This window comes from Gillisia hiemivivida (assembly GCF_007997295.1).
Classification (GTDB): Bacteria; Bacteroidota; Bacteroidia; order Flavobacteriales; family Flavobacteriaceae; genus Gillisia; species Gillisia hiemivivida.
The window spans coordinates 333,318-351,658 of the sequence record NZ_VORY01000001.1 but is presented as its reverse complement, the minus strand read 5'-3'; the positions used below and the strand labels follow the sequence as shown (position 1 = coordinate 351,658).

Here is an 18,341-nt window from a genome sequence, read left to right as displayed (position 1 = left end):
ATTTAAATGATGCCTATTACGGGATGCCGTAATCTCATAAAAACAATGATTTTTCAAGTCGGCAAATCTAAAAATTCTGTTAACAAAGCACTAACATAAAATGTTAATTTTATTAACATTGTTTCAAGTTCGAAAATTATAAGATTTCTTTAATTTTAACATTGATGGTAAAGCCCAATAATGGTAAAATCAGTTTCATTCGTTGTTTCCCAATCTCCTTAACAACAGCTTCTTGTTCTTTAAAATTACCGTTTGCAATAATTATTTTATCGCCAGCGCTAATTGCTGAAACCCGAGCTTCATCCACCTGATCATTACTCATCCATTCTTTTAAAACTTCAATTTCAGAATCCCTCACAACGGCTGGTTTTCTTAACCAGAATAGGTATCGGGAATTATTAATAAACTCGAAAACCTTCTCCCGGGAATTTTCGGCAATATTGATAAATACAAAGGAGTTGAACAAGGGGGTTTTCACCCTTTTTTTTCTATCGCTCCATTGTCTTGTAGAAATTATGGAAGGACAATACACCTCAAATCCATTGTTTTCTAAAGTTTCTGCTACTTTAAATTCCGATTTAAACTTTGTACATATTACAAACCAAGGCATAGTATTCTATTATTCTTCACAAAATTGTGAGTTAACATTCGGCTAAAATATTTCGGAGTAGGGCTTCGAAAAGAACGAGAGAAAGCATATTTGGTTCTCAAGCCGCGAATATATTAACATTATTTAAAAATAGTTGTTTAATCCTACACCCCAATTGTTTCCGATTTTCTCAATAGCCTATAAGCCAGTTATTTAATTAATAATCTTAACATTTAGCTGCAAATACAAATTTTAAAAATCTTACAATTGAAAAACGTTAGTAACAAGCTAATTACACGTACAGAATCAGTAATTACGTTCCATCAGAAAAGATTAAATTAGCTTTATGAAAATTAAAGATAGCATACAGGCTAATTTGATTGATTTTACCACATTATGTAAATTATATAATGTGAAAAATTTATATGCATTTGGTTCTGCTACTTCAGATCTATTTGATGAAAATTCAAGTGATATAGATTTATTGATTGAAATTGAGGAAAATGATCCTTTAGAAAGAGGAGAAAAACTTTTAGCTATCTGGGATAAATTAGAAGAATTCTTCCAAAGAAAAGTGGATTTGTTGACTCAGTCTTCCCTAAAAAATCCAATCCTAAGAAAAAATATTGATGCTACAAAGATTTTAATTTATGACGGAAAAAGGCAAGAAGTATCTCTCTGATATACTTATGGCTACCGACTTGATTGAAAATTTTATAGCTGACACAACAGATAGTATCAATAATGCAATAGTTTAGGTTGTATCAGTGTGGAGTGAGGAGTGAACTTAATTGTTAATTGTTTATTGTTTATTGTTTGGGTGTAGCTTGTTGGGCTGTAAGTCAAGGTGGCAATCAGTGAAGAGTGAGTTGTGAGGAGTATAATTTAGACTTCTTTTGGTTTATTGTTAATTGTTCATTGGTTATTGTTTATTGTTTATTGTTTATAGCTTTTCTAGGCGGTAAGAGGTATACTATTCTTGCTTAAAGCTTGAAAATATTATTTCAGCTTCTTTTTTGGGTTCTGCCTAACATCGAAAAAATTTAAAATAATAATTCTTTGCAGGCTTAACCTATAGAACAATCGTGTATGTTTTGTGAGAGGAAATCCGCGAATTTGCTTTTCTTTAAGCTCTATTGATCCTATTTCAGGGAATTGCTCTAGGAGATCTAAAAATTGAATTGTTTTTTCCTCAAATGCAAGTGCTACTTTTTCGTCCCACTTTCTGTATAATAGATTTTTAATAGAATGATAATTCTTTTTAGCTCTTTTGGTAAAGAGGATTTTCATTTTGAGGAGGCAAAAAATTGACTTCTATCTATTAAATTTTCTTCCACCTCGGAATCGGTATAAGCCATTAAGACTTCCTCTTTTTGCTCTGAAGTTAAAGAAGCCCAAAGATTACCGGATTTTGTAGTTTCTCTGGATTTTAAAAAATCATACAAACTAGCCAACAGATCTTCATTTTGAATTTTATCGATTATTTTGTGAAGATCGGATTTTAATTCTATAGCGCCCATATTGATTAATTTGAAATGTAATTTACAAAATCCAGTGGATTTAAAGAATAAATTATTGGTTCAAATTTCACTTGTTTCTTTTGAGCTGCCCATTGATTATTGTTTATTGGTGTAGCTTGTTGGGCTGTAAGTCAAGGTGGTAATCAGTGAAGAGTGAGTTTTGAGGAGTATACTTTAGACTTCTTTTGGTTTATTGTTAATTGTTCATTGTTTATTGTTTATTGTTTATTCCTAATTCAGTAAAAAACTTCTCAGATTTTGTGTCTCGATTCCTGCCACAGTATTCCCCGAAAAGCTTTCCATGGTAACCACCTTTTTGGGATAGTTGTCTTTAATTTGTTTTAGATTGCCAAATTCACGTTCTAGCGTATCGGGATTGTTAATACTCAATGCGACCTGTACATATAGCTTTTCCCCTTCCTTTTCTGCAATAAAATCTACTTCTTTGTTCCCCAGCATTCCTACCTGAACTTTATATCCTTTAAAAATGAGATGGTTATATACTACGTTTTCCATGATCTTCCCCCTATCCTCCAACCTATATCCCCAGAGTCCGTTGCGGATGCCCAGGTTTTCAAAATAATACTTTTCACCTATCTCAAACATACGCTTCCCGATTAAATCGTAACGACCTACTTTATGGACTAAAAAGGCATTTACTAAATGTTGTATATAATTCTGTACCTGGTTGGGTGCCATCTTTATGTGTTGGGACTTTAAAAAATCACTGATCTTTTTTGCAGAAAATATACTTCCAGTATGTGCCGCCAAAAACAAAACCAACTGTTCCAGAAAATTAACATTACGAATAGCATAGCGGTTAATGATATCCCGGTAAACAATACTCTGGTAAATATTTTTTAAATATTCAAATATCACTTCATCTTTTAATTCCAAATGAATGAGGTAAGGAAGCCCGCCATATTTTAGATATTTATTTAAACTCTCATCATTTTCTATTAGCCCATGGAAAGATATAAACTCTGGATAAGCCAGGCTGAAGACCTCTAAGGCAATATACCTGCCACTGAGATGTCCTGCGATATCGCCAGATAATAAATTAGCGTTGCTTCCGGTACAATAGAGATCAAGATTGGTCTGAAGTAATAAGGAGCGTAGGGCATCTCCAAAATTTTTAATATCCTGGATCTCATCAATAAAAACATAGGTTTTTCCAGATTTCGCTTTATGAGCCAATACATATTCATTTAAATCGCCGGCAGTTTTTATAAATGAAAAAGCCAGATCTTCTTTATTGATATAAATAATCGTTGCGCTATTATCATTTTCTTTGATCCATTGTATGATCTGAAAGAGTAAATAGCTTTTACCTACATGGCGTTGACCTGTTAATAACTTGATAATATTCTGCCCGATGAATGGTCGTATCTTCTCCAAATAATGAGAACGTTTATGAATTTTATTTGGAATCACTAAATTATTTACTGTCATTATGATTATAACTTTTGACAAATATAGCAAAAGTTATAAGTATGTTTATATGTTTTAGGCTGTAATCAGTGGGGTCAAGAAATCACACTTTAACTTACCACGAATTCACGAGTGCTATTCTATCTTTAAGGATAGTGAAATCTCGATTGTTAATGTAACTCGCTGCTCCATTGAGATCTCTCCCTATGGTCGAGATGACAATTAAATTCGTTTGTCATTTCGAAGGAGACTTTTCTCGACTGAGAAATCTGAATTAAAGATAAACCACTGCTTCTTTGAGATTCCTCAATCGCTCCTAATAGTCACTCATGTCGGGATGACAATCAAATTCAGATCTCTCCTCCCGATAGTTATGGAGCGAGTTCGAGAAATTTCTATATAACCTTCCACTAAGCCACGAATATTTTTATATTGGGATCGGGTGAAGTATTTGTCACATTTTTTCCCAAGGAATCGAGATCTCCAAATGTGCTTATCAACACACATAAAACACCTTGTGAAGGATTTAAAACAAAGGGAATTCAACTTCATTTTAAGGAAGAATCCTTATTTTTGTTATAAATGGTCAAAAAATGAATATTCAAGCTGAGAAAATAAAACTGGTAAAAATGTTGCTGAATACCAACAATCCTAGAATTATTCAATCAATTAAGCAAATCTTCAAGAAGGAAACTTCCTCTGATTTTTTAGACGACCTAAATTCTGACCAAATAGCAGAAATCAAAAAAGCTTCATTAGAAATAAAGGAAGGTAAAACTACTGATTACGAGACCTTTATGAATAAATATAGATAATGAGTAGAAAGGTCATTATTTCAAAAACGGCAGGAAAGAACTAAAGCTCCCTATTTAAATCCCTCATTGAGGGTTTAATTCCCCGAGGCTTGCCTCGAGTTTTTAAAAGTATTTTCCTCCCGAACCATCGGGACATGCCTCGTGGGCTTGCCCCGAGGTTCTTGATTATTTACTTGAGAATTGGTCTGCAAAAGTTAAATCTAATTTCATTGAAAAATTAGAGCGTAATATTGAAATAATAAGATTAGAACCTGAGGCATTTCCTGAATCTCGAAAGGATCTTGGATTGCGGAAATGTGTAATCACAAAGCAAACAACTTTGTATTATAGATTTGACTCCAAGCATATTAAAATTGTTACCATATTTGATACTAGACAAAATCCGAAAAAACTAAAAGAGGGTTTGTAAAGAAAAACCGCAAATTAGTAACCGATAAATCTCGAAGTGTGCTTATCAATAATTTGTCATTCAGAGCAGCGCGAAGAATCTCCAGTAAGCACTAAATACTATATAATATAGATCCTTCCTGCGTCAGGATGACAAGATAGAAAGTTTTGGTTAAAAACATTGCTAGTTGATTTGTCACATCGAGCTGCGGCGGAACTCCATAATAATTTTAGGATTGAATTAGAATTCGAATTTTTTTTAAAAAGGTCGTCGAAATGGATTTACAGTCAAGAAAAATAGAATTCATCCAAGAATTTTTATAACTACAAAGTGAGGAAGCTATTTCCTGGCTTGAAAAAGTTTTAAGAAAAAAAAAGAAAATGACTATAACTAAAGATTTTGAACCAATGTCTTTGGATCAATTCAACAAGAGAATTGACAAATCTTTGAAAGATTCTCGTGAAGGAAAATTAACACAAGTAAATGATTTAATGTCTGAGATTGAAAAGTGGAAATAAAAATATTCAGCTTGAAAAGGTGTTTTTTGAAGAGGTAGGGTTAAACTAACCGCTTTCTTAATGTTGCTTTATAAATACCTTTTATCATATTCAAAAAATTAGCCTCATCGTTCTCTGTGAGTTTTATAGCTAGCGATTTACCTATTAAAATTTTAGTTTGTCTCATTAATTATAGGTTGTGGTTTTAATGTAGTTCCAAAAAATAGCAATACATGATTTACCTTATTAGTCATCAAGCTGGGTTTACCTTGTTCCAGATCGCGAACAAAACGCAAGCCAACACCAGTTGAATCGGAGAGCTCTATTTGGGTCATTTTACTAGCTTTCCGCTGCTTTCGCACATATTCACTTATAGGGTTATTACGATTCCAATCTTCCATAATTGTACCTTTACGGGTGTAATATAGGAAAATTTGATTTTTATGCCTGAAAAGGTATATTTTGTAATTTCCGATCGATATTATACCCGAATAGGTATATAAAAAATTAGAATATTTAGCCCCCATATCTACCATAACTAATCTGCGCATGGATCCTGTGCTGTTTTTATAGTGTACGGGAAGTTAAGCGTTAAATAAAAACAGCATAGGGCGCAAAGTAATTATGATCTCTATGTCACAGTAAGAAATCATCAGTTTAAAGGGAGATTGTAGGAGTGCGTACCGAAAGCTAACTGTAACTATTTCCTTTTAACAGAATAGAATCTCAAGCCATTTCTGGTTTGAGATTTGACGCAAATAATGATGGTTTAATTGGGGTTTTCGGGGCATTTTACGCAAATAGTGGATGTTTTGCGGCAAAGTCAATTGTCATGACAAATCTTGCTTTAAACAAATAAATTTTGGTTGAAAAGACACTTAATCGCAGGATGTAATTTTACAAAGCTAGGGAATGCTACCGCAGTTAATTAAGCAAAACTTTCTCAAAACAATTCAAGACAATATGCTTTCTACTTAAGAAATTAGATTTAATCTTATTTTTTTAAAAACCTCTCCACATATAAACTGGCGTAAAAATCCGCAAGATTTTCCAAGTGAGGACTGACCGAGCCATAGCTTATATATTGTATTGGCAATCGTTATTTTTACATTTGAAGGTTCAAATTCAGTTTTGCTCCTAAAGCATTAAAAATCCGCATTACAGTTTCAAAAGTCACATTTCCAGTACTATTTTCAAGTCGAGAAATTTGAGCTTTTTTTACTCCAACTAATTCTCCTAATTGCTCTTGAGTCAGTTTCCTTTTCTTTCGAGCAGTTTTTATCATATCTCCAATCAATTCAAGTTTTAGCTCAAATTCATATTCATCTCTTTCTTCCGTTCCCTTTTTTCCTATTAAAAGGCCTTCTGCTTGGTCTAAAGTGTAACTTTTCATTTCTTTTTATTTTTAAAATACGTTTTTCTAATTTTTTCCGCTTTGTCAATTTTCTTTCTTATCCACTTTGCTGGTTTTCTTAATAATTCCGTGAGTTGCAAAAACTAATGTTTCTGTTTTATCTTCTTTGTCCCAAAATGCAAAAAGTCGATATTGAATTCCTGAATATAACGTTCTAAATTCCCAGATTTCATCATTTAATTTTTTGAAAAACTTTGGGTCGGACTGTTGTTAAGCACTTCTTATGTTCTGAAATATTTTCTTTCTTGCTTTTAGGTTTTGTTTTTCTATAAATCCAAAATCTTCTTCAAGCAATTTTGTTTCAAATCGTTTTATCATTCTTGTTATAAAATCAAATTTGATACAAATATATAAAAAGTTTCGTTAACTGTAAACTTTTGAGTGAGTTTTTAATTGTTGCCAACGGCAGTCTGTCTAATAACCTAATCCTAATCGCTGAGAATCGCTTATTCAGAAATTTTCAAAGACACCTACCCGAATATCAAATATACTAAAACAGGTTATTAGACAGTCTGACGGTCTTGGTTAAGGCAAGTGGCGTGGAGTAGGGTCACGTTCTTGTCGGCTTTGTTATTGGTTTCTTGGTCTCTAAAATATCACTTTTTAATCAATTGCCCGATATTTGCGCTTAACCGATGTTATGTGCTGGCTTAAATCTAGTCTCCAGTTTTAGCATTAATAATTTTTAATTTGAGCTCATAACTCAGTTCTTCGTCATAAATAATTGCTGCTATAATTTCTTTTAATAATTCTCTATCAATAATATTATCAGCGACATCTACCGCTATATTTTCCATCATATCAATAAATTTAGAAACTATATATCCTAAACCATTTATTTCTAAAAAGTATGCGCTCAGAGCAATAGAAGAACGTTTGTTACCATCGTTGAAAGCATGATTTTTATTTATGGCATAAAATAGATAACATACTTTATCTTCTATTTCAGGATAATATCCGTCATCTTGCACAAATTCTATTGTTGCATGAAGAAGTCCTAAATTTTTGCCCCCATTTAAGCCTCCAGAGTGTTCAATGATATAATCATGTTCTTTTACGGCATATTCAAAATCAAAATAAATAAAATTCATGCTATCTGTTTTTCAATCTTTTGAAAACGTCAATATTTTCATCAATTCTATCTTCTAATGCTTTACTCTTTTCTCCTAAAAATCTCTCAAAATCGGATTGAGAAACTGTATTTATATAGTTTTTTAAACTTTCATGAAAAACTTTCCTAAAACCATAATCTCTACTTGCCATTTTTATTCTAGCATCTTCTATTAATGGTTTGAATAGTGGATGGATGGAAAAGTCATATAATAGTACATCCATTTCATGTTTTGTTAGTTTTCTACCTAATGATTGTGACTTTTCTTTCATTTCATGCGATAATCCATTTTCAAACGAAGCGATAAGTTTTAGAACTTCAGAATACATAGTGTCTCTAGCATTGTCTTTTTCACTTAAGTTTAGTATTTTCTTATATTCTGTAGCATTTTCTTTAAAAATACACTCGTAAATTCTGCTGGTATAAATTGGGTATTTAAAATTTCCTAAATCTAAATATAGATTTAAAGAATTAGTGAATTCTTTACGGTAATGAGGCTCTTTTAAAATAGTGCTTAAAAAGTCTTCATCTCTTTGATTAATATATTTTGTGGAACCTCCAGCTTTTTCATTTAAACTGTCAATTACTATATCAAGGATTTTGCTTCTTAAAGCTTTAGCTATTTCACTTTCTACTAGTAACATTCCTATGTTTAAGAAAGATCGGAAGTTAAAAACCCCTAAATGAGCAGTATTGCTTGAAAGGTTTAAAATATAGCCGAATTGTTTTTTAAATTCTTTTAAATTCTTTCCTTTTAATACTGTATAGCCGTTGTGTTTAAACTCTTTTTCATTATTTTCAAGGTATCTTTCAATTGTAGCTACATCTATTTGATAAAAATCTGATATTTGTTGTTTGGTATATTTATACTCCTCTTGAAATAACATGCCCGGTACGCCAAGATAATTTCTTAGATTCTCTAGAACGGTCGTATTATTTAGAACGTTTTGCCTATCTATATTTGAGGAAGTTAAATCTTTCATTTTTCCAAATTTTGTTAATAACTTTTCGCTAACCAACCCGCATTGATGCGGGTTGGTTGTTGATAACTCGGGATTTTTGTTGATAAAGCCTTTGTTAATCAAGCATTTCATGTAAATGTAAGATTGTTTTTTGTGATTCTAAAGTTAGAATCTTCTTTTTTAGCTTGCACATAACATGTAATAAGAGAACAGATAAAATGCTATTGTAACGGAATAAGGGTAAAATTTGGCTAGAAATGTAATAGAATAAGGGCAAATAAAAAGAACATAGTTTTTTATAAAAAAACAGCCTCATCGTTCTCTGTAAGTTTTATAGCTAGCGATTTACCTATTAAAATTTTAGTTTGTCTCATTAATTATAGGTTGTGGTTTTAATGTAGTTCCAAAAAATAGCAATACATGATTTACCTTATTAGTCATCAAAGGGGCTTTCCTTGTTCCATATCGCGAACAAAACGCAATCCAACACCAGTTAAATCGGAGAGCTCTATTTGAGTCATTTTACTCGCTTTCCGCTACTTTCGCACATACTCACTTGTAGGGTTATTACGATTCCAATCTTCCATAAATATACCTTTAAGGGTGTAATACAGTAAAAAATACGATTTTTATACCTGAAAAGGTGTATTTTGTAATTTCCGAACGATATTATACCCGAATAGGTATATAAGAAAATTAGAATTTGCAGCCCCCATAATTAGCCTTGCGCGTGAAAAATATTCGGGAAAACAAATTCAGTTACAAGAAAACTTAATATATATTTAGAAAAAGTGGTTATTAAAGCTGAGACTAGGAAAAACTTATCATGCATTTCGCCAGACATAGTTTTGCCAAAAATGGGAGTTGGCACATATCTTATACAGTAAGCTTAAATGCGTTCTCCATTAATTGTTGCTCCTTATTTGATATCCCGATTTGCTTTGCGATAATTCCCCAATCCTTTACTACCCTTAAAACCTCATCAATGATTTGGTCCATTTCGATTTCGTTTAAGCGGAAAAACTCACCTACACTCTTTGCTAGATTATCATCCATATCAATATTTAGGGCAAGACCATCTTTTTCTGTAGACGGATTGAGATCGTAAGCAGGGGAAAGCACCCAGCCTTTTTTTTTAATATAAATCCGTGATTGCGCAAATGGTCATCTGTGTTTGAAATTGCTATATTAAATATAATTTTGCGCCACAGTTGATGTAAGTTTTCCTCCTGTCATAGCTTATAGTAAATCAAGGTCTTGAAGTTTTCGACCAAAAGCATCATCCCCGGCTAACTTTGCAAAATCACTATCTAGATTAAGTACTTTTAAAACATTGAAATAAATACCTATAGACACCGCTGGATCACCTTTTTCAACACGATGTAGGGTTGCTCTATGTATGCCCGCACGTTCAGAAACTTGTTCGGCAGTTAGCTTTCTACGTTTACGTGCTAATTTGATATTCTCTCCAATTTTATCGAATACTTTTTGATATTTAGGTAGCAGAATTGTTTTCTTTGAATTCATGAAGTCGCTTTTTTACGACAAATATAACTATTATGCCAGTAATAAGCGACATGTTTGCTGCATCTATATTTTTTGCTCATAAATGGAATAACGGCAAATAGAGAAGGCATTATTTTATACCCGATAGATATATTAATATTTCAAATTTCCAGCCCCAGATCTACAATAACTAACCTGCGCGTGAAAATATTTAGTAAAACTAATTCAGTTACAGGAAAACTTAATATATATTTAGAAAAGGTGGCTATTAAAGCGGCGACTAGGAAAAATTATCTTGCATTTTGCCAGACATAGTTTTGCCAAAATGGGAGTTGACACAGACTGTATAAGTGAGCCCATGTACAATCAAAACCCTAGCTATTATCCTAGCATAGTTAAAAATCGGGATAACTCAAAGTTGAATGCCTTTTATGCTTTGTAATTGTAATTATGCTTTGAGAGCATAATTCTTAACAAAATACTCAATATAATTTGGAAGTTGTGTGCCCAAATAATAAGGTAAATTCATTAATAAAAATGGAGTACCATTGGTGGTTTTTGATTCTTCGATATTAAATTTTCCTCCACAAATTCTAATTGCGTATGGATGATTTGCTCTTTCTATAAATTGATGCAGGGATCTGAGAGTGCCTTTTGCCCCCGATTTTATTTCTATGGGAATCACTTTATCGTTATACGGATAAACCAAATCCACCTCGGAGGATGATTGATTTTTATCTCTTACCCAGAAATTTGGTTTCGCATTCGTTATTGTATTTAAAGAAATCAGTTCCTGAGTAATTAGATGTGGTATAATAGCTCCTTTAAAGGAATTGCTTAAATCTTCCATTCCCAACATCTGCGCCTGAATTCCCAGAGCATGGTTTATTAATCCAGTATCCAAAAATTGGAGTCTAGGAGACTTTTTTAAATTGGATTTAATTGGATTATCGGTATCTGTGGTAGGATAAATAAGTTGAATGATTTTGGCATCATCCAAATTACGCATAGCCTCCCCTACTTCCCGGGATTTATAATTAGAATTACCAAAATTTTGAAATTTGATTCGTTCATCCACATATAAATGTGCTACGCCCATAATATGTTTTATAACGCGTCTTTCTGAAGAATTGGATGTGTATTTCTCTACATCATTCTTATATGTACCCCAAATACTTTCATAAATCTTTGGTAAGTCAGCCAAGTTTTTGTTTTTTAAATCGGCTTTAACAACTTCGGGCATACCACCAATAATGGCATATCTATGAAATAAATCCATTAGCGTTGAATGGGCAAAAGGTTTTACTGGTATGGTATTTAATTGGTCAAATGCTTTTTCGTGTTTAAGAGCTTTGAGATATTCAGCGAAATTAAGGGGGTATAAATATAAATATTGGATACGTCCTACGGGGAAGCTTTTCACGTCCTTAATGGCAAATTCCAGTAAAGAACCTGCCGCAATAACATGCAGTTTCGGCCTATCTTCATAAAAATAACGTAATAACTGGATGGCTTTTGGCAACTCTTGAATCTCATCTATAAATAATAAAGTATCGCTTATATCTACAGAAGGTATATTATTAATAAGGAATAGGGCTTCCACTATAGTTTCCGCATCATCGTATTCTTCGAATAACCTTCTATCCGCAACTTTTTCCAAATTTAAAAATATAGAATGCTTATATTTTTTTGCAAAATCATTTACCAAAGTGGTTTTACCAACTTGTCTAGCCCCTCTTAGTACCAAGGGTTTCCTGTTTATCCCTACCTTCCAATCTTCTAAATGAGAACTAATATGCCTTTCGAAATCCATAATTATTTATCATATAATAAGGGCAAATATATAGTTTTATTGTAACAAAATAAGGGTAAATTTTGATAATTTATGTAATGTAATAAGGGTAAATAGGAGATATGGTACTTTTATACCAAAGTATATATACGATAACTTAAGTTTTCAGCCCCCATATCTACCATAACTAACCTGCGCGTGGATCCTGTGCTGTTTTTATAGCGTACGGGAAGTTAAGCGTTAAGTAAAAACAGCATAGGGCGCATACTACTTATGATCTATAATTTACAGTAAAAAATTACCGTTTTATAGGGGTTATGGAACCATTTACTGTAAAATTAGGATAATTTGCGGCAAGGTCAATTGTCATGACAAATCCTACTTTTTTCCTTCCAGCCACTCGCAATAATCATCTTTAATTTCAGGATTTATAGAAAGATATTGCTGATAACTATCATTCTCTGATTCCAAGATTATTCGATATATTTCAAACTTTTCTTTCTCTGCTGCTTTTGCGGTATATCCAAAATAACCCAATAGACTTAATGCAATTATTCCAAGTGTTCCGAATAGAATCAACAGGTAATTCGGAATTATTCTGGCGTGTTTTAGCTTCTTCTCTATTTCTTTGAGAACTTCATCTTTTAATCGGTTTTCTTCTTCCTGTTTTTCCAGGAAAATGTTCAAGTTCTTTTCGAGTGCTTCTGTTGTAATCGGAATACTTATTTTTGAGAGTTGTTTTGAAAGCAATTCAAGTTCCAAAATTGCTACTTTAAAGTCGGCCATCTCATCGGCCATGAGCTCCATAATTTCGTCTAGCTTTTTCATTCCTTTAATTTTTTAAAATCCTATTCCAGTATCTAAGCTTCTCTTTATTACTTGTTTCACTAAGCTTTTAGCTATACTTGTTGCCATATTAGCGCTGACTTGAACTGTTTTATCCATCAATTTTAAACTGTTGGGTACTTCTTTCATTCTTGTGTATGCTGAATTTCTAGTAATTTCTCCAATGAGTTTACCACCAGTCATAGATCTGTGAACATCACTTCCTTTTAAATTCATTCCTTTATATTCAAATCGAAAGCCTTGCAACTGATTTGATTTATTAATGCAGGGAATCACTTTTACCTGATGCTCTTTCATTTTATTAATATATTCATCCAGTGATTTCGGTTTGGATTCCAATACCCGGTCATGGATCTGTTTTATTGCCAGTCGCTGCGGATTTAATTCCTGTAATTTATCTTGCTGCACTTCCCTAACTCTGGTAAGACCAAGCTCTTTTGCTACGTTGTCTGCAGCTAGCTGACTTCGTTTTCCAATGAAACTGTCGTTATAAGCTTTTCCATCAAAACCAATCCGGTTAGTATAAATATGCACGTGGGTATGTTCTTTGTCTCTGTGGACAAATCCAATAGACTGGTTGTTTTGCAGGTTCATCTCCTTTAAAAATTTTTTAGAGATTTCTTCCAGGTCTTTTACGCTTAGGTCCTTTCCATCTTCTATGGTTGGACTTAGGATAAAACTCAGGGTGTTATTGGTGCAACGTTCATTTTGCGACTGGATGATTTTGAACTCCTCAGTGATTTCTTGGGGAGTATCCCCGGCCAGATATTCCTTAAGGACAACTTCGGCATCCTTTACCTGATTCCATCCATAATCTATAGATGCTCCCGTTCTTGCTATGGAATGTCCCTTGCCGATCATTTTTTGAAATTATTTAAATGTGATCTGATTTCTTCAGACAACTGTTTTACTTCTTTGGCAAGTTTTGGATTGCCCTTTTTAAACATATTGCTGATTCGGCTAAAGTTGTTTTTATACTGAACCAGGAGCTGATAACTTTCTAACTGCTCCTGGGTAATTCGTTCCACAATATTTTTCTGAAAAGCCGTGGATCGCAAATATTCTGAAAGGGAAATACCTGCTTTGGCCGCTCTGTTTTTGAGTAGCTTTTTCTCGTAGATCGAGCAGCGTATCTGAATGTATTCCCTTTTCATTTTTTATATTTCTTTTTAAAAAAACTTTGCAACCTCCGGGAGCAAAGCAAGATTGTCATGACAATGACACATCTTGCTTTGCTATCCCAAATGAAATCTCCCTTGTGGCTTTTACATTTTTAATTCTATATTGAATTACACTTTTTTTTCGCTTTTGACCGAAATCAACTTTTCATTGAGGTCTTTATAACCTTTAAATAATTTGCTTTTATCTTTTACGTTTGCATAGTGACTTATTAAGTCTTTCGAATATTTCATTCCCGCTGAATCATTATCCAAATACAGATCAACTTCCTTATAATTTTCAAACAAATAGGAAACTGGTTTCAAAAAAGAGAGTGAGTTTAAAACGATCACATCCGAATTTATAAGTTCCTCAGGAAATAATTCAGCCAGTGATAATAAGTCAAACATTCCTTCTAAGAGAATTAAGTGATCTGAAACATTCTTCAAAAAGGAATAGGCTTTTGGAGAGCTAGAGCTTTTAAAGTATTTATTGCGAAGTTCCCATCCGTTCAAATGGTTTTTAAGTCCCAAGGCAAAGTAGTTTCTTCCCTTAAAGCTGTACTCAATTTCGTTACAATAAAACTGCGCTATTGCTAGCCGAATTTCTCTGGTACCCAAATATTGAATCAAAGCCTGATGCTGTATTTTTTTAATTTCGAAAACTTCAATTTTTGGAGAGTTTTCCTTTTTTAAAATCTGCTGCTGAAAAGAAAATAGATTTTTTTCATTGCTTAGAAGCTCCAAGGCTTGTTTAACAGAGCACTTTCTCATGGCTACAATCAAATCCAGCCCGTTTCCGCCCTTTCCAATTCCATGGTCATACCATTTGTTCAAAATTAAAGAAACCTTGAAAGAGGCCTGCGTTTCTGACCGAAGGGGACTCAGAAACCAGGCTTCTTTCTCCGTTGTCCTGTTTGGAAAGTGCCCGAATCTGGCCAGCGTTTTTACGATGGAGAGATTTCGGGCTCTTTCGCAGGTTATTCTTCTTAAGTTCATTTTCCTTTGCTTTAATTAATTGTTTCCTTGATTTGATTTTCTTACCCGTAAATCCTATTTATTTTTTTTTCAATAGCATATTTATTTTTTTAAAAAATGTAATTTTTCTATGGTTTTCTTGTTTCATTATTTGTCATCACTTTTTTTTGATGACAGTTTGATGACAAAACGATGACAACCTCAAGCCTTACTATTACTGGTCTAAAAAGATTCTGTCATCATTCATCAAAAAAAGAGAGAATTTGTAAAGTGTTTACAAGAAAAATCAGCTTCATTTTGATGAAACGATGACAACCTCTGAAATCCCTTCTGAAATCGAGGGTTTCACTGTCATCGTTTTGTCATCAATTCATCATTTCTTTTTTTATTCCTTTAATTCAGTCTTAATCTTGATCTTCAAAATTCTCTAAGAGGAAAATTTTATTTGTAGTGAAATAGCGTCCTTTAGCATCTGAAAGATTCGTACTGCCATCTGACCAAAGTGTGAACTTTTGATAGCGGTTCGAATTGGCAATATTTTCTAGTTTCCAGTCTTTCTTTAGAATTTTCCTTATCTGGGTTAAATCGGTTCTAATCCTCGTTTTGCTAATAGCATTTAATACATCCATGGGACAAAACTTTATTTCCTCTAAGTCGTGATTCTCCATTACCATAAGTAGAATGCTGGCTAGCTCCTTCTCTACCCTATTTCGATTATTCTGAACCAGTTTAATCAGGGCGGGGGTTTCAATTTGTTTGGGTGTGAACCACATTCGGGTTTGATGAGGACTATGTAGTGTGCGGTTCTGAAGGAAATACAAAAATGCGGGAATCTCCTTTTCCAAAGCATCTAAAAAACCAGTAATTTCCTTTTTGACCGAGGGTACTTTTAAAACCCAGAACCGGGTTTCGTGATGATCTATTTTTATAAAGTTTTCCTCATTATTACTACAGAGGATAAACTTGCCAAAGAATTCTACTTCCCTTCTGTCAATTCCCTTTTTTTCTAGTTTATTATAATTGGTCGTGCTTAGATACTTGATCCGTTCGGTGAGCTCTTCCTTATTGAACAAGACTTCATCAATACAAATCAGTAATTTATTCGCCCAATCGGAATTGAATTGACTGCTGAAACTTTCATTGGTGAGATAGGTCAGGTTATTTTCAAAGATCTGTTTGAGCCATTTTAGAAAAGTGCTTTTCCCCGTGGATCGTTCCCGGGAAACCAGACAAAGAATGGGAAGTATTTGAATTGGTTTCGTATATAAAAGTTGCAAGTAATCAAGACCTATTTCATAATGATCTCCAAAAATATGTTTTATGAAATCAAGAGATTTAGGACAGTCTCCACTTAAGACACTGTGACTCAGCGGAGAGTACGTATTGTAGAAGTTATTATAGGTAGATTGGAAATTCAAATGATCTGGGATACAAGTAAAGCCATCAAATTTCGGAATAGTTGCCAAAAATGTTTTTCCGTGATCCTGCCTAATAGTTTCGATGTTCCAAGAAACTAGTATTTCATTTACCTGTCCTGCAATTGTTGGTGCTTCAACTATTTTATAATAACTGACCCCTACTCTTATATATGTGCTCTCAATTTTCATCTAAATCTGGAATATCATCAGCTAAAAAACAGTTCCTTCAAATCACATTTAAAAAATAATGATATAAGAAAATGTACTGACAAAACATCGATTAAAGATAACTAAAACGAGTATTAATTAAATAATATTTATTAATTATTTAATTTGACTGAGAATAGTGCAATTTGATATCAAAAGAGTTAATTTATAACGCTTGAGCATATTGGATGTTGCTAAATGATTGATTTTGAGTTTTTGATATTTTTGAGAAAATCTGGAAAAACAACCAAAAAAGTCTAATGCAGGAAAAATTTATGATGGTTTTCAAATAAACTAGTAATCATATTATTAAAAAAGAAAATCTTTTTGATTGTCTTATCTAATTATCTAAAATTAAATCTAATGGAGTTGTATTCATCCAATAGTCATTAAAATTAACAGCTTTAGATATCTCCATTTTCTTGTATAGAAATTCTTTTCTTTAGTAAATCCATATCCTCACTCAATTTCTCATCCAGGATTTTAGCGTATTGTTGAGTTACTTTTAAGGAGCGATGCCCAAGCATTTTACTTACCGATTCTATAGGTACACCATTCGATAAAGTTACTGTAGTTGCAAAAGTATGTCTGGCCATATGAAAAGTCAGGTTTTTTTTGATGCCACAACTATCAGCTATTTCTTTTAAATAACTATTCATTTTTTGGTTCGAATATACTGGTAGTAGTTTTCCGTTTGGGCTTTCTAAGTCCTTATATTTTTCTATTAGTCTTTCTGCAACTGGGAGAATAGGGATGCTACTTAAGGATTTAGTTTTGGTTCTTTTTATTTTAATCCATTGATTTCCATCATTACCCTTAACAATATCATCGGCAGTTAGCTTAAAAACATCAGAATACGCCAGGCCGGTATAACAGGAAAACAGAAAAATATCTCTCACGTTTTCAATTCGTTGAATAGTGAATTTCTTTTCCATTATTTTAATAATTTCGTCTTTAGTTAAGAACTCGCGATCTATTATTTTTAGTTTTAATTTGAAATTATAAAACGGATCTTTCTCTAGCCAACCATTAGCATATGCTACTCTCACAATTTTTTTTAGGTATGCAAGATATTTGACGGCTGTATTATGAGACTGGTTGAGAGCCGTTTTTAAATAATATATAAAGCTATTAATGAATTTGGTATCAATATCCTTCACTGGATAATCTGTCATTTTGAAATCTGAAGAAATAAAAGCGGCGAGATGCTTTTGCGTTGTTTTATATCTTTGAAGAGTTCGGAAAGAATATTCCTTTCCAACCAGTTGTTCCATCTTCACATTATGATCTTCGAACATTTCAAGGATGAATTTACTATCTTCATTATTACCTAAGAACTCATTTTTTATTTTTACAGCAGTTATATCCTCCCCTTTATCCAAATATTTCTGATAGATTTCATGAATTCTATGTCTGATTATATCAAGATTCCTATTCACTTGTTTTGCTTCTGCGGATGATCCATTTACTTTATTAGCTTTTGAATTCCACTTTAGGAGAGAAACTTTTCTCAATGTACTTAACTCAACTCTTCTACCCTCATAGGTAATTCGCAGATATACTGTGGCCTGTTCAGCATTTTTTTCTTTGCTCTTTCTTATAAAAAATAATATAGATAGTAAATTTTGCATCTTTTCTAGCTTTAGATTTGCATTAAATTTAGCTAAAAATAAACAACAAAAAACACGTAAGGCTTTCTTTAACAGTCAC

22 protein-coding genes are annotated in these 18,341 nt (G+C 32.8%); 3 read left to right on the top strand and 19 right to left on the bottom strand.

The features are described 5' to 3' along the window. Positions 1 to 136: 136 nt before the first annotated feature. Positions 137 to 610, bottom strand: coding sequence for a UpxY family transcription antiterminator (locus tag ES724_RS01550; RefSeq protein WP_146928597.1), 474 nt, complete (start codon positions 608 to 610; stop codon positions 137 to 139). Between the two features lie 325 nt (positions 611 to 935). On the opposite strand from ES724_RS01550, the gene ES724_RS01545 reads away from it, so the two are divergent. Continuing rightward, positions 936 to 1,271 (top strand): nucleotidyltransferase family protein, encoded by a 336-nt coding sequence (locus ES724_RS01545; RefSeq protein WP_146928595.1) that lies wholly within the window; start codon positions 936 to 938, stop codon positions 1,269 to 1,271. A 317-nt stretch (positions 1,272 to 1,588) separates the two neighbouring features. Here the strand turns inward: ES724_RS01545 and ES724_RS01540 are convergent, their stop codons facing one another. From ES724_RS01540 to ES724_RS01530, 3 genes are all read right to left on the bottom strand, one after another. Then, complete coding sequence (locus ES724_RS01540; protein WP_146928592.1) at positions 1,589 to 1,879, bottom strand: type II toxin-antitoxin system RelE/ParE family toxin; 291 nt, start codon at positions 1,877 to 1,879, stop codon at positions 1,589 to 1,591. Continuing rightward, a complete protein-coding gene (locus ES724_RS01535; RefSeq protein WP_146928589.1) occupies positions 1,876 to 2,109 on the bottom strand; it encodes a hypothetical protein in 234 nt (77 codons plus the stop codon). Before ES724_RS01535 ends, ES724_RS01540 begins: the two co-directional genes overlap by 4 nt. Positions 2,110 to 2,340: 231 nt before the next feature. Then, on the bottom strand, positions 2,341 to 3,561 hold the full coding sequence (locus tag ES724_RS01530; protein ID WP_146928587.1) for an ATP-binding protein: 1,221 nt from the start codon (positions 3,559 to 3,561) through the stop codon (positions 2,341 to 2,343). A gap of 572 nt (positions 3,562 to 4,133) precedes the next feature. Between ES724_RS01530 and ES724_RS01525 the strand changes: the two genes are divergently transcribed. Both ES724_RS01525 and ES724_RS16645 read left to right on the top strand, forming a co-directional pair. Beyond that, on the top strand, positions 4,134 to 4,355 hold the full coding sequence (locus tag ES724_RS01525; protein ID WP_146928585.1) for a hypothetical protein: 222 nt from the start codon (positions 4,134 to 4,136) through the stop codon (positions 4,353 to 4,355). 768 nt (positions 4,356 to 5,123) lie between these two features. Further along, positions 5,124 to 5,261 carry a hypothetical protein gene (locus ES724_RS16645; protein WP_246136791.1) on the top strand — a complete coding sequence of 46 codons (138 nt, stop codon included), beginning with the start codon at positions 5,124 to 5,126 and terminating at the stop codon, positions 5,259 to 5,261. A 152-nt stretch (positions 5,262 to 5,413) separates the two neighbouring features. On the opposite strand, the gene ES724_RS16950 is transcribed toward ES724_RS16645, so the two are convergent. From ES724_RS16950 to ES724_RS01440, 15 genes are all read right to left on the bottom strand, one after another. Beyond that, positions 5,414 to 5,791, bottom strand: coding sequence for a helix-turn-helix domain-containing protein (locus ES724_RS16950; RefSeq protein ID WP_317129733.1), 378 nt, complete (start codon positions 5,789 to 5,791; stop codon positions 5,414 to 5,416). A gap of 554 nt (positions 5,792 to 6,345) precedes the next feature. Continuing rightward, positions 6,346 to 6,633 carry a helix-turn-helix domain-containing protein gene (locus ES724_RS01505; RefSeq protein ID WP_146928582.1) on the bottom strand — a complete coding sequence of 96 codons (288 nt, stop codon included), beginning with the start codon at positions 6,631 to 6,633 and terminating at the stop codon, positions 6,346 to 6,348. A gap of 45 nt (positions 6,634 to 6,678) precedes the next feature. Beyond that, a complete protein-coding gene (locus tag ES724_RS16980) occupies positions 6,679 to 6,822 on the bottom strand; it encodes a type II toxin-antitoxin system RelE/ParE family toxin (protein WP_394345062.1) in 144 nt (47 codons plus the stop codon). Between the two features lie 488 nt (positions 6,823 to 7,310). Next, complete coding sequence (locus ES724_RS01495) at positions 7,311 to 7,745, bottom strand: type II toxin-antitoxin system death-on-curing family toxin (protein WP_146928579.1); 435 nt, start codon at positions 7,743 to 7,745, stop codon at positions 7,311 to 7,313. A 1-nt stretch (position 7,746) separates the two neighbouring features. Next, positions 7,747 to 8,748, bottom strand: a complete 1,002-nt coding sequence (locus tag ES724_RS01490) for a DNA-binding protein (protein ID WP_146928577.1) — start codon at positions 8,746 to 8,748, stop codon at positions 7,747 to 7,749. A gap of 855 nt (positions 8,749 to 9,603) precedes the next feature. Further along, positions 9,604 to 9,849 carry a HipA domain-containing protein gene (locus tag ES724_RS01480; RefSeq protein ID WP_246136790.1) on the bottom strand — a complete coding sequence of 82 codons (246 nt, stop codon included), beginning with the start codon at positions 9,847 to 9,849 and terminating at the stop codon, positions 9,604 to 9,606. After that, complete coding sequence (locus ES724_RS16945; protein ID WP_317129739.1) at positions 9,792 to 9,914, bottom strand: hypothetical protein; 123 nt, start codon at positions 9,912 to 9,914, stop codon at positions 9,792 to 9,794. The genes ES724_RS01480 and ES724_RS16945 overlap by 58 nt, the downstream gene beginning before the upstream one ends. 52 nt (positions 9,915 to 9,966) lie before the next feature. Next, a complete protein-coding gene (locus tag ES724_RS01475) occupies positions 9,967 to 10,254 on the bottom strand; it encodes a helix-turn-helix domain-containing protein (RefSeq protein WP_146928574.1) in 288 nt (95 codons plus the stop codon). Positions 10,255 to 10,681: 427 nt separating this feature from the next. Further along, the gene (locus tag ES724_RS01470) at positions 10,682 to 12,046 is read right to left on the bottom strand and encodes an ATP-binding protein (RefSeq protein WP_146928571.1); all 1,365 of its coding nucleotides are present in this window, start codon (positions 12,044 to 12,046) and stop codon (positions 10,682 to 10,684) included. Positions 12,047 to 12,403: 357 nt separating this feature from the next. Beyond that, the gene (locus ES724_RS01465) at positions 12,404 to 12,853 is read right to left on the bottom strand and encodes a DUF6730 family protein (protein WP_146928568.1); all 450 of its coding nucleotides are present in this window, start codon (positions 12,851 to 12,853) and stop codon (positions 12,404 to 12,406) included. A gap of 12 nt (positions 12,854 to 12,865) precedes the next feature. Continuing rightward, positions 12,866 to 13,732, bottom strand: coding sequence for a relaxase/mobilization nuclease domain-containing protein (locus tag ES724_RS01460; RefSeq protein ID WP_146928566.1), 867 nt, complete (start codon positions 13,730 to 13,732; stop codon positions 12,866 to 12,868). Continuing rightward, positions 13,729 to 14,025, bottom strand: coding sequence for a mobilization protein MbpA (gene mbpA, locus ES724_RS01455; RefSeq protein ID WP_146928563.1), 297 nt, complete (start codon positions 14,023 to 14,025; stop codon positions 13,729 to 13,731). The genes ES724_RS01460 and mbpA overlap by 4 nt, the downstream gene beginning before the upstream one ends. Positions 14,026 to 14,160: 135 nt before the next feature. Further along, a complete protein-coding gene (locus ES724_RS01450; RefSeq protein WP_146928560.1) occupies positions 14,161 to 15,027 on the bottom strand; it encodes a toprim domain-containing protein in 867 nt (288 codons plus the stop codon). 383 nt (positions 15,028 to 15,410) lie between these two features. Continuing rightward, entirely contained in the window at positions 15,411 to 16,613 is a 1,203-nt protein-coding gene (locus tag ES724_RS01445; protein ID WP_146928557.1) for a primase-helicase family protein, read from the bottom strand. 422 nt (positions 16,614 to 17,035) lie between these two features. Then, a complete protein-coding gene (locus ES724_RS01440; RefSeq protein ID WP_146928554.1) occupies positions 17,036 to 18,262 on the bottom strand; it encodes a site-specific integrase in 1,227 nt (408 codons plus the stop codon). Positions 18,263 to 18,341: the final 79 nt, after the last annotated feature.

Bases quoted from the DNA above. Each gene is read 5' to 3' on its own strand.
- ES724_RS01550 (WP_146928597.1), bottom strand. From the start codon at position 610: ATGCCTTGGTTTGTAATATGTACAAAGTTTAAATCGGAATTTAAAGTA.
- ES724_RS01545 (WP_146928595.1), top strand. From the start codon at position 936: ATGAAAATTAAAGATAGCATACAGGCTAATTTGATTGATTTTACCACA.
- ES724_RS01540 (WP_146928592.1), bottom strand. From the start codon at position 1,879: ATGAAAATCCTCTTTACCAAAAGAGCTAAAAAGAATTATCATTCTATT.
- ES724_RS01535 (WP_146928589.1), bottom strand. From the start codon at position 2,109: ATGGGCGCTATAGAATTAAAATCCGATCTTCACAAAATAATCGATAAA.
- ES724_RS01530 (WP_146928587.1), bottom strand. From the start codon at position 3,561: ATGACAGTAAATAATTTAGTGATTCCAAATAAAATTCATAAACGTTCT.
- ES724_RS01525 (WP_146928585.1), top strand. From the start codon at position 4,134: ATGAATATTCAAGCTGAGAAAATAAAACTGGTAAAAATGTTGCTGAAT.
- ES724_RS16645 (WP_246136791.1), top strand. From the start codon at position 5,124: ATGACTATAACTAAAGATTTTGAACCAATGTCTTTGGATCAATTCAAC.
- ES724_RS16950 (WP_317129733.1), bottom strand. From the start codon at position 5,791: ATGCGCAGATTAGTTATGGTAGATATGGGGGCTAAATATTCTAATTTT.
- ES724_RS01505 (WP_146928582.1), bottom strand. From the start codon at position 6,633: ATGAAAAGTTACACTTTAGACCAAGCAGAAGGCCTTTTAATAGGAAAA.
- ES724_RS01495 (WP_146928579.1), bottom strand. From the start codon at position 7,745: ATGAATTTTATTTATTTTGATTTTGAATATGCCGTAAAAGAACATGAT.
- ES724_RS01490 (WP_146928577.1), bottom strand. From the start codon at position 8,748: ATGAAAGATTTAACTTCCTCAAATATAGATAGGCAAAACGTTCTAAAT.
- ES724_RS01475 (WP_146928574.1), bottom strand. From the start codon at position 10,254: ATGAATTCAAAGAAAACAATTCTGCTACCTAAATATCAAAAAGTATTC.
- ES724_RS01470 (WP_146928571.1), bottom strand. From the start codon at position 12,046: ATGGATTTCGAAAGGCATATTAGTTCTCATTTAGAAGATTGGAAGGTA.
- ES724_RS01465 (WP_146928568.1), bottom strand. From the start codon at position 12,853: ATGAAAAAGCTAGACGAAATTATGGAGCTCATGGCCGATGAGATGGCC.
- ES724_RS01460 (WP_146928566.1), bottom strand. From the start codon at position 13,732: ATGATCGGCAAGGGACATTCCATAGCAAGAACGGGAGCATCTATAGAT.
- mbpA (WP_146928563.1), bottom strand. From the start codon at position 14,025: ATGAAAAGGGAATACATTCAGATACGCTGCTCGATCTACGAGAAAAAG.
- ES724_RS01450 (WP_146928560.1), bottom strand. From the start codon at position 15,027: ATGAACTTAAGAAGAATAACCTGCGAAAGAGCCCGAAATCTCTCCATC.
- ES724_RS01445 (WP_146928557.1), bottom strand. From the start codon at position 16,613: ATGAAAATTGAGAGCACATATATAAGAGTAGGGGTCAGTTATTATAAA.
- ES724_RS01440 (WP_146928554.1), bottom strand. From the start codon at position 18,262: ATGCAAAATTTACTATCTATATTATTTTTTATAAGAAAGAGCAAAGAA.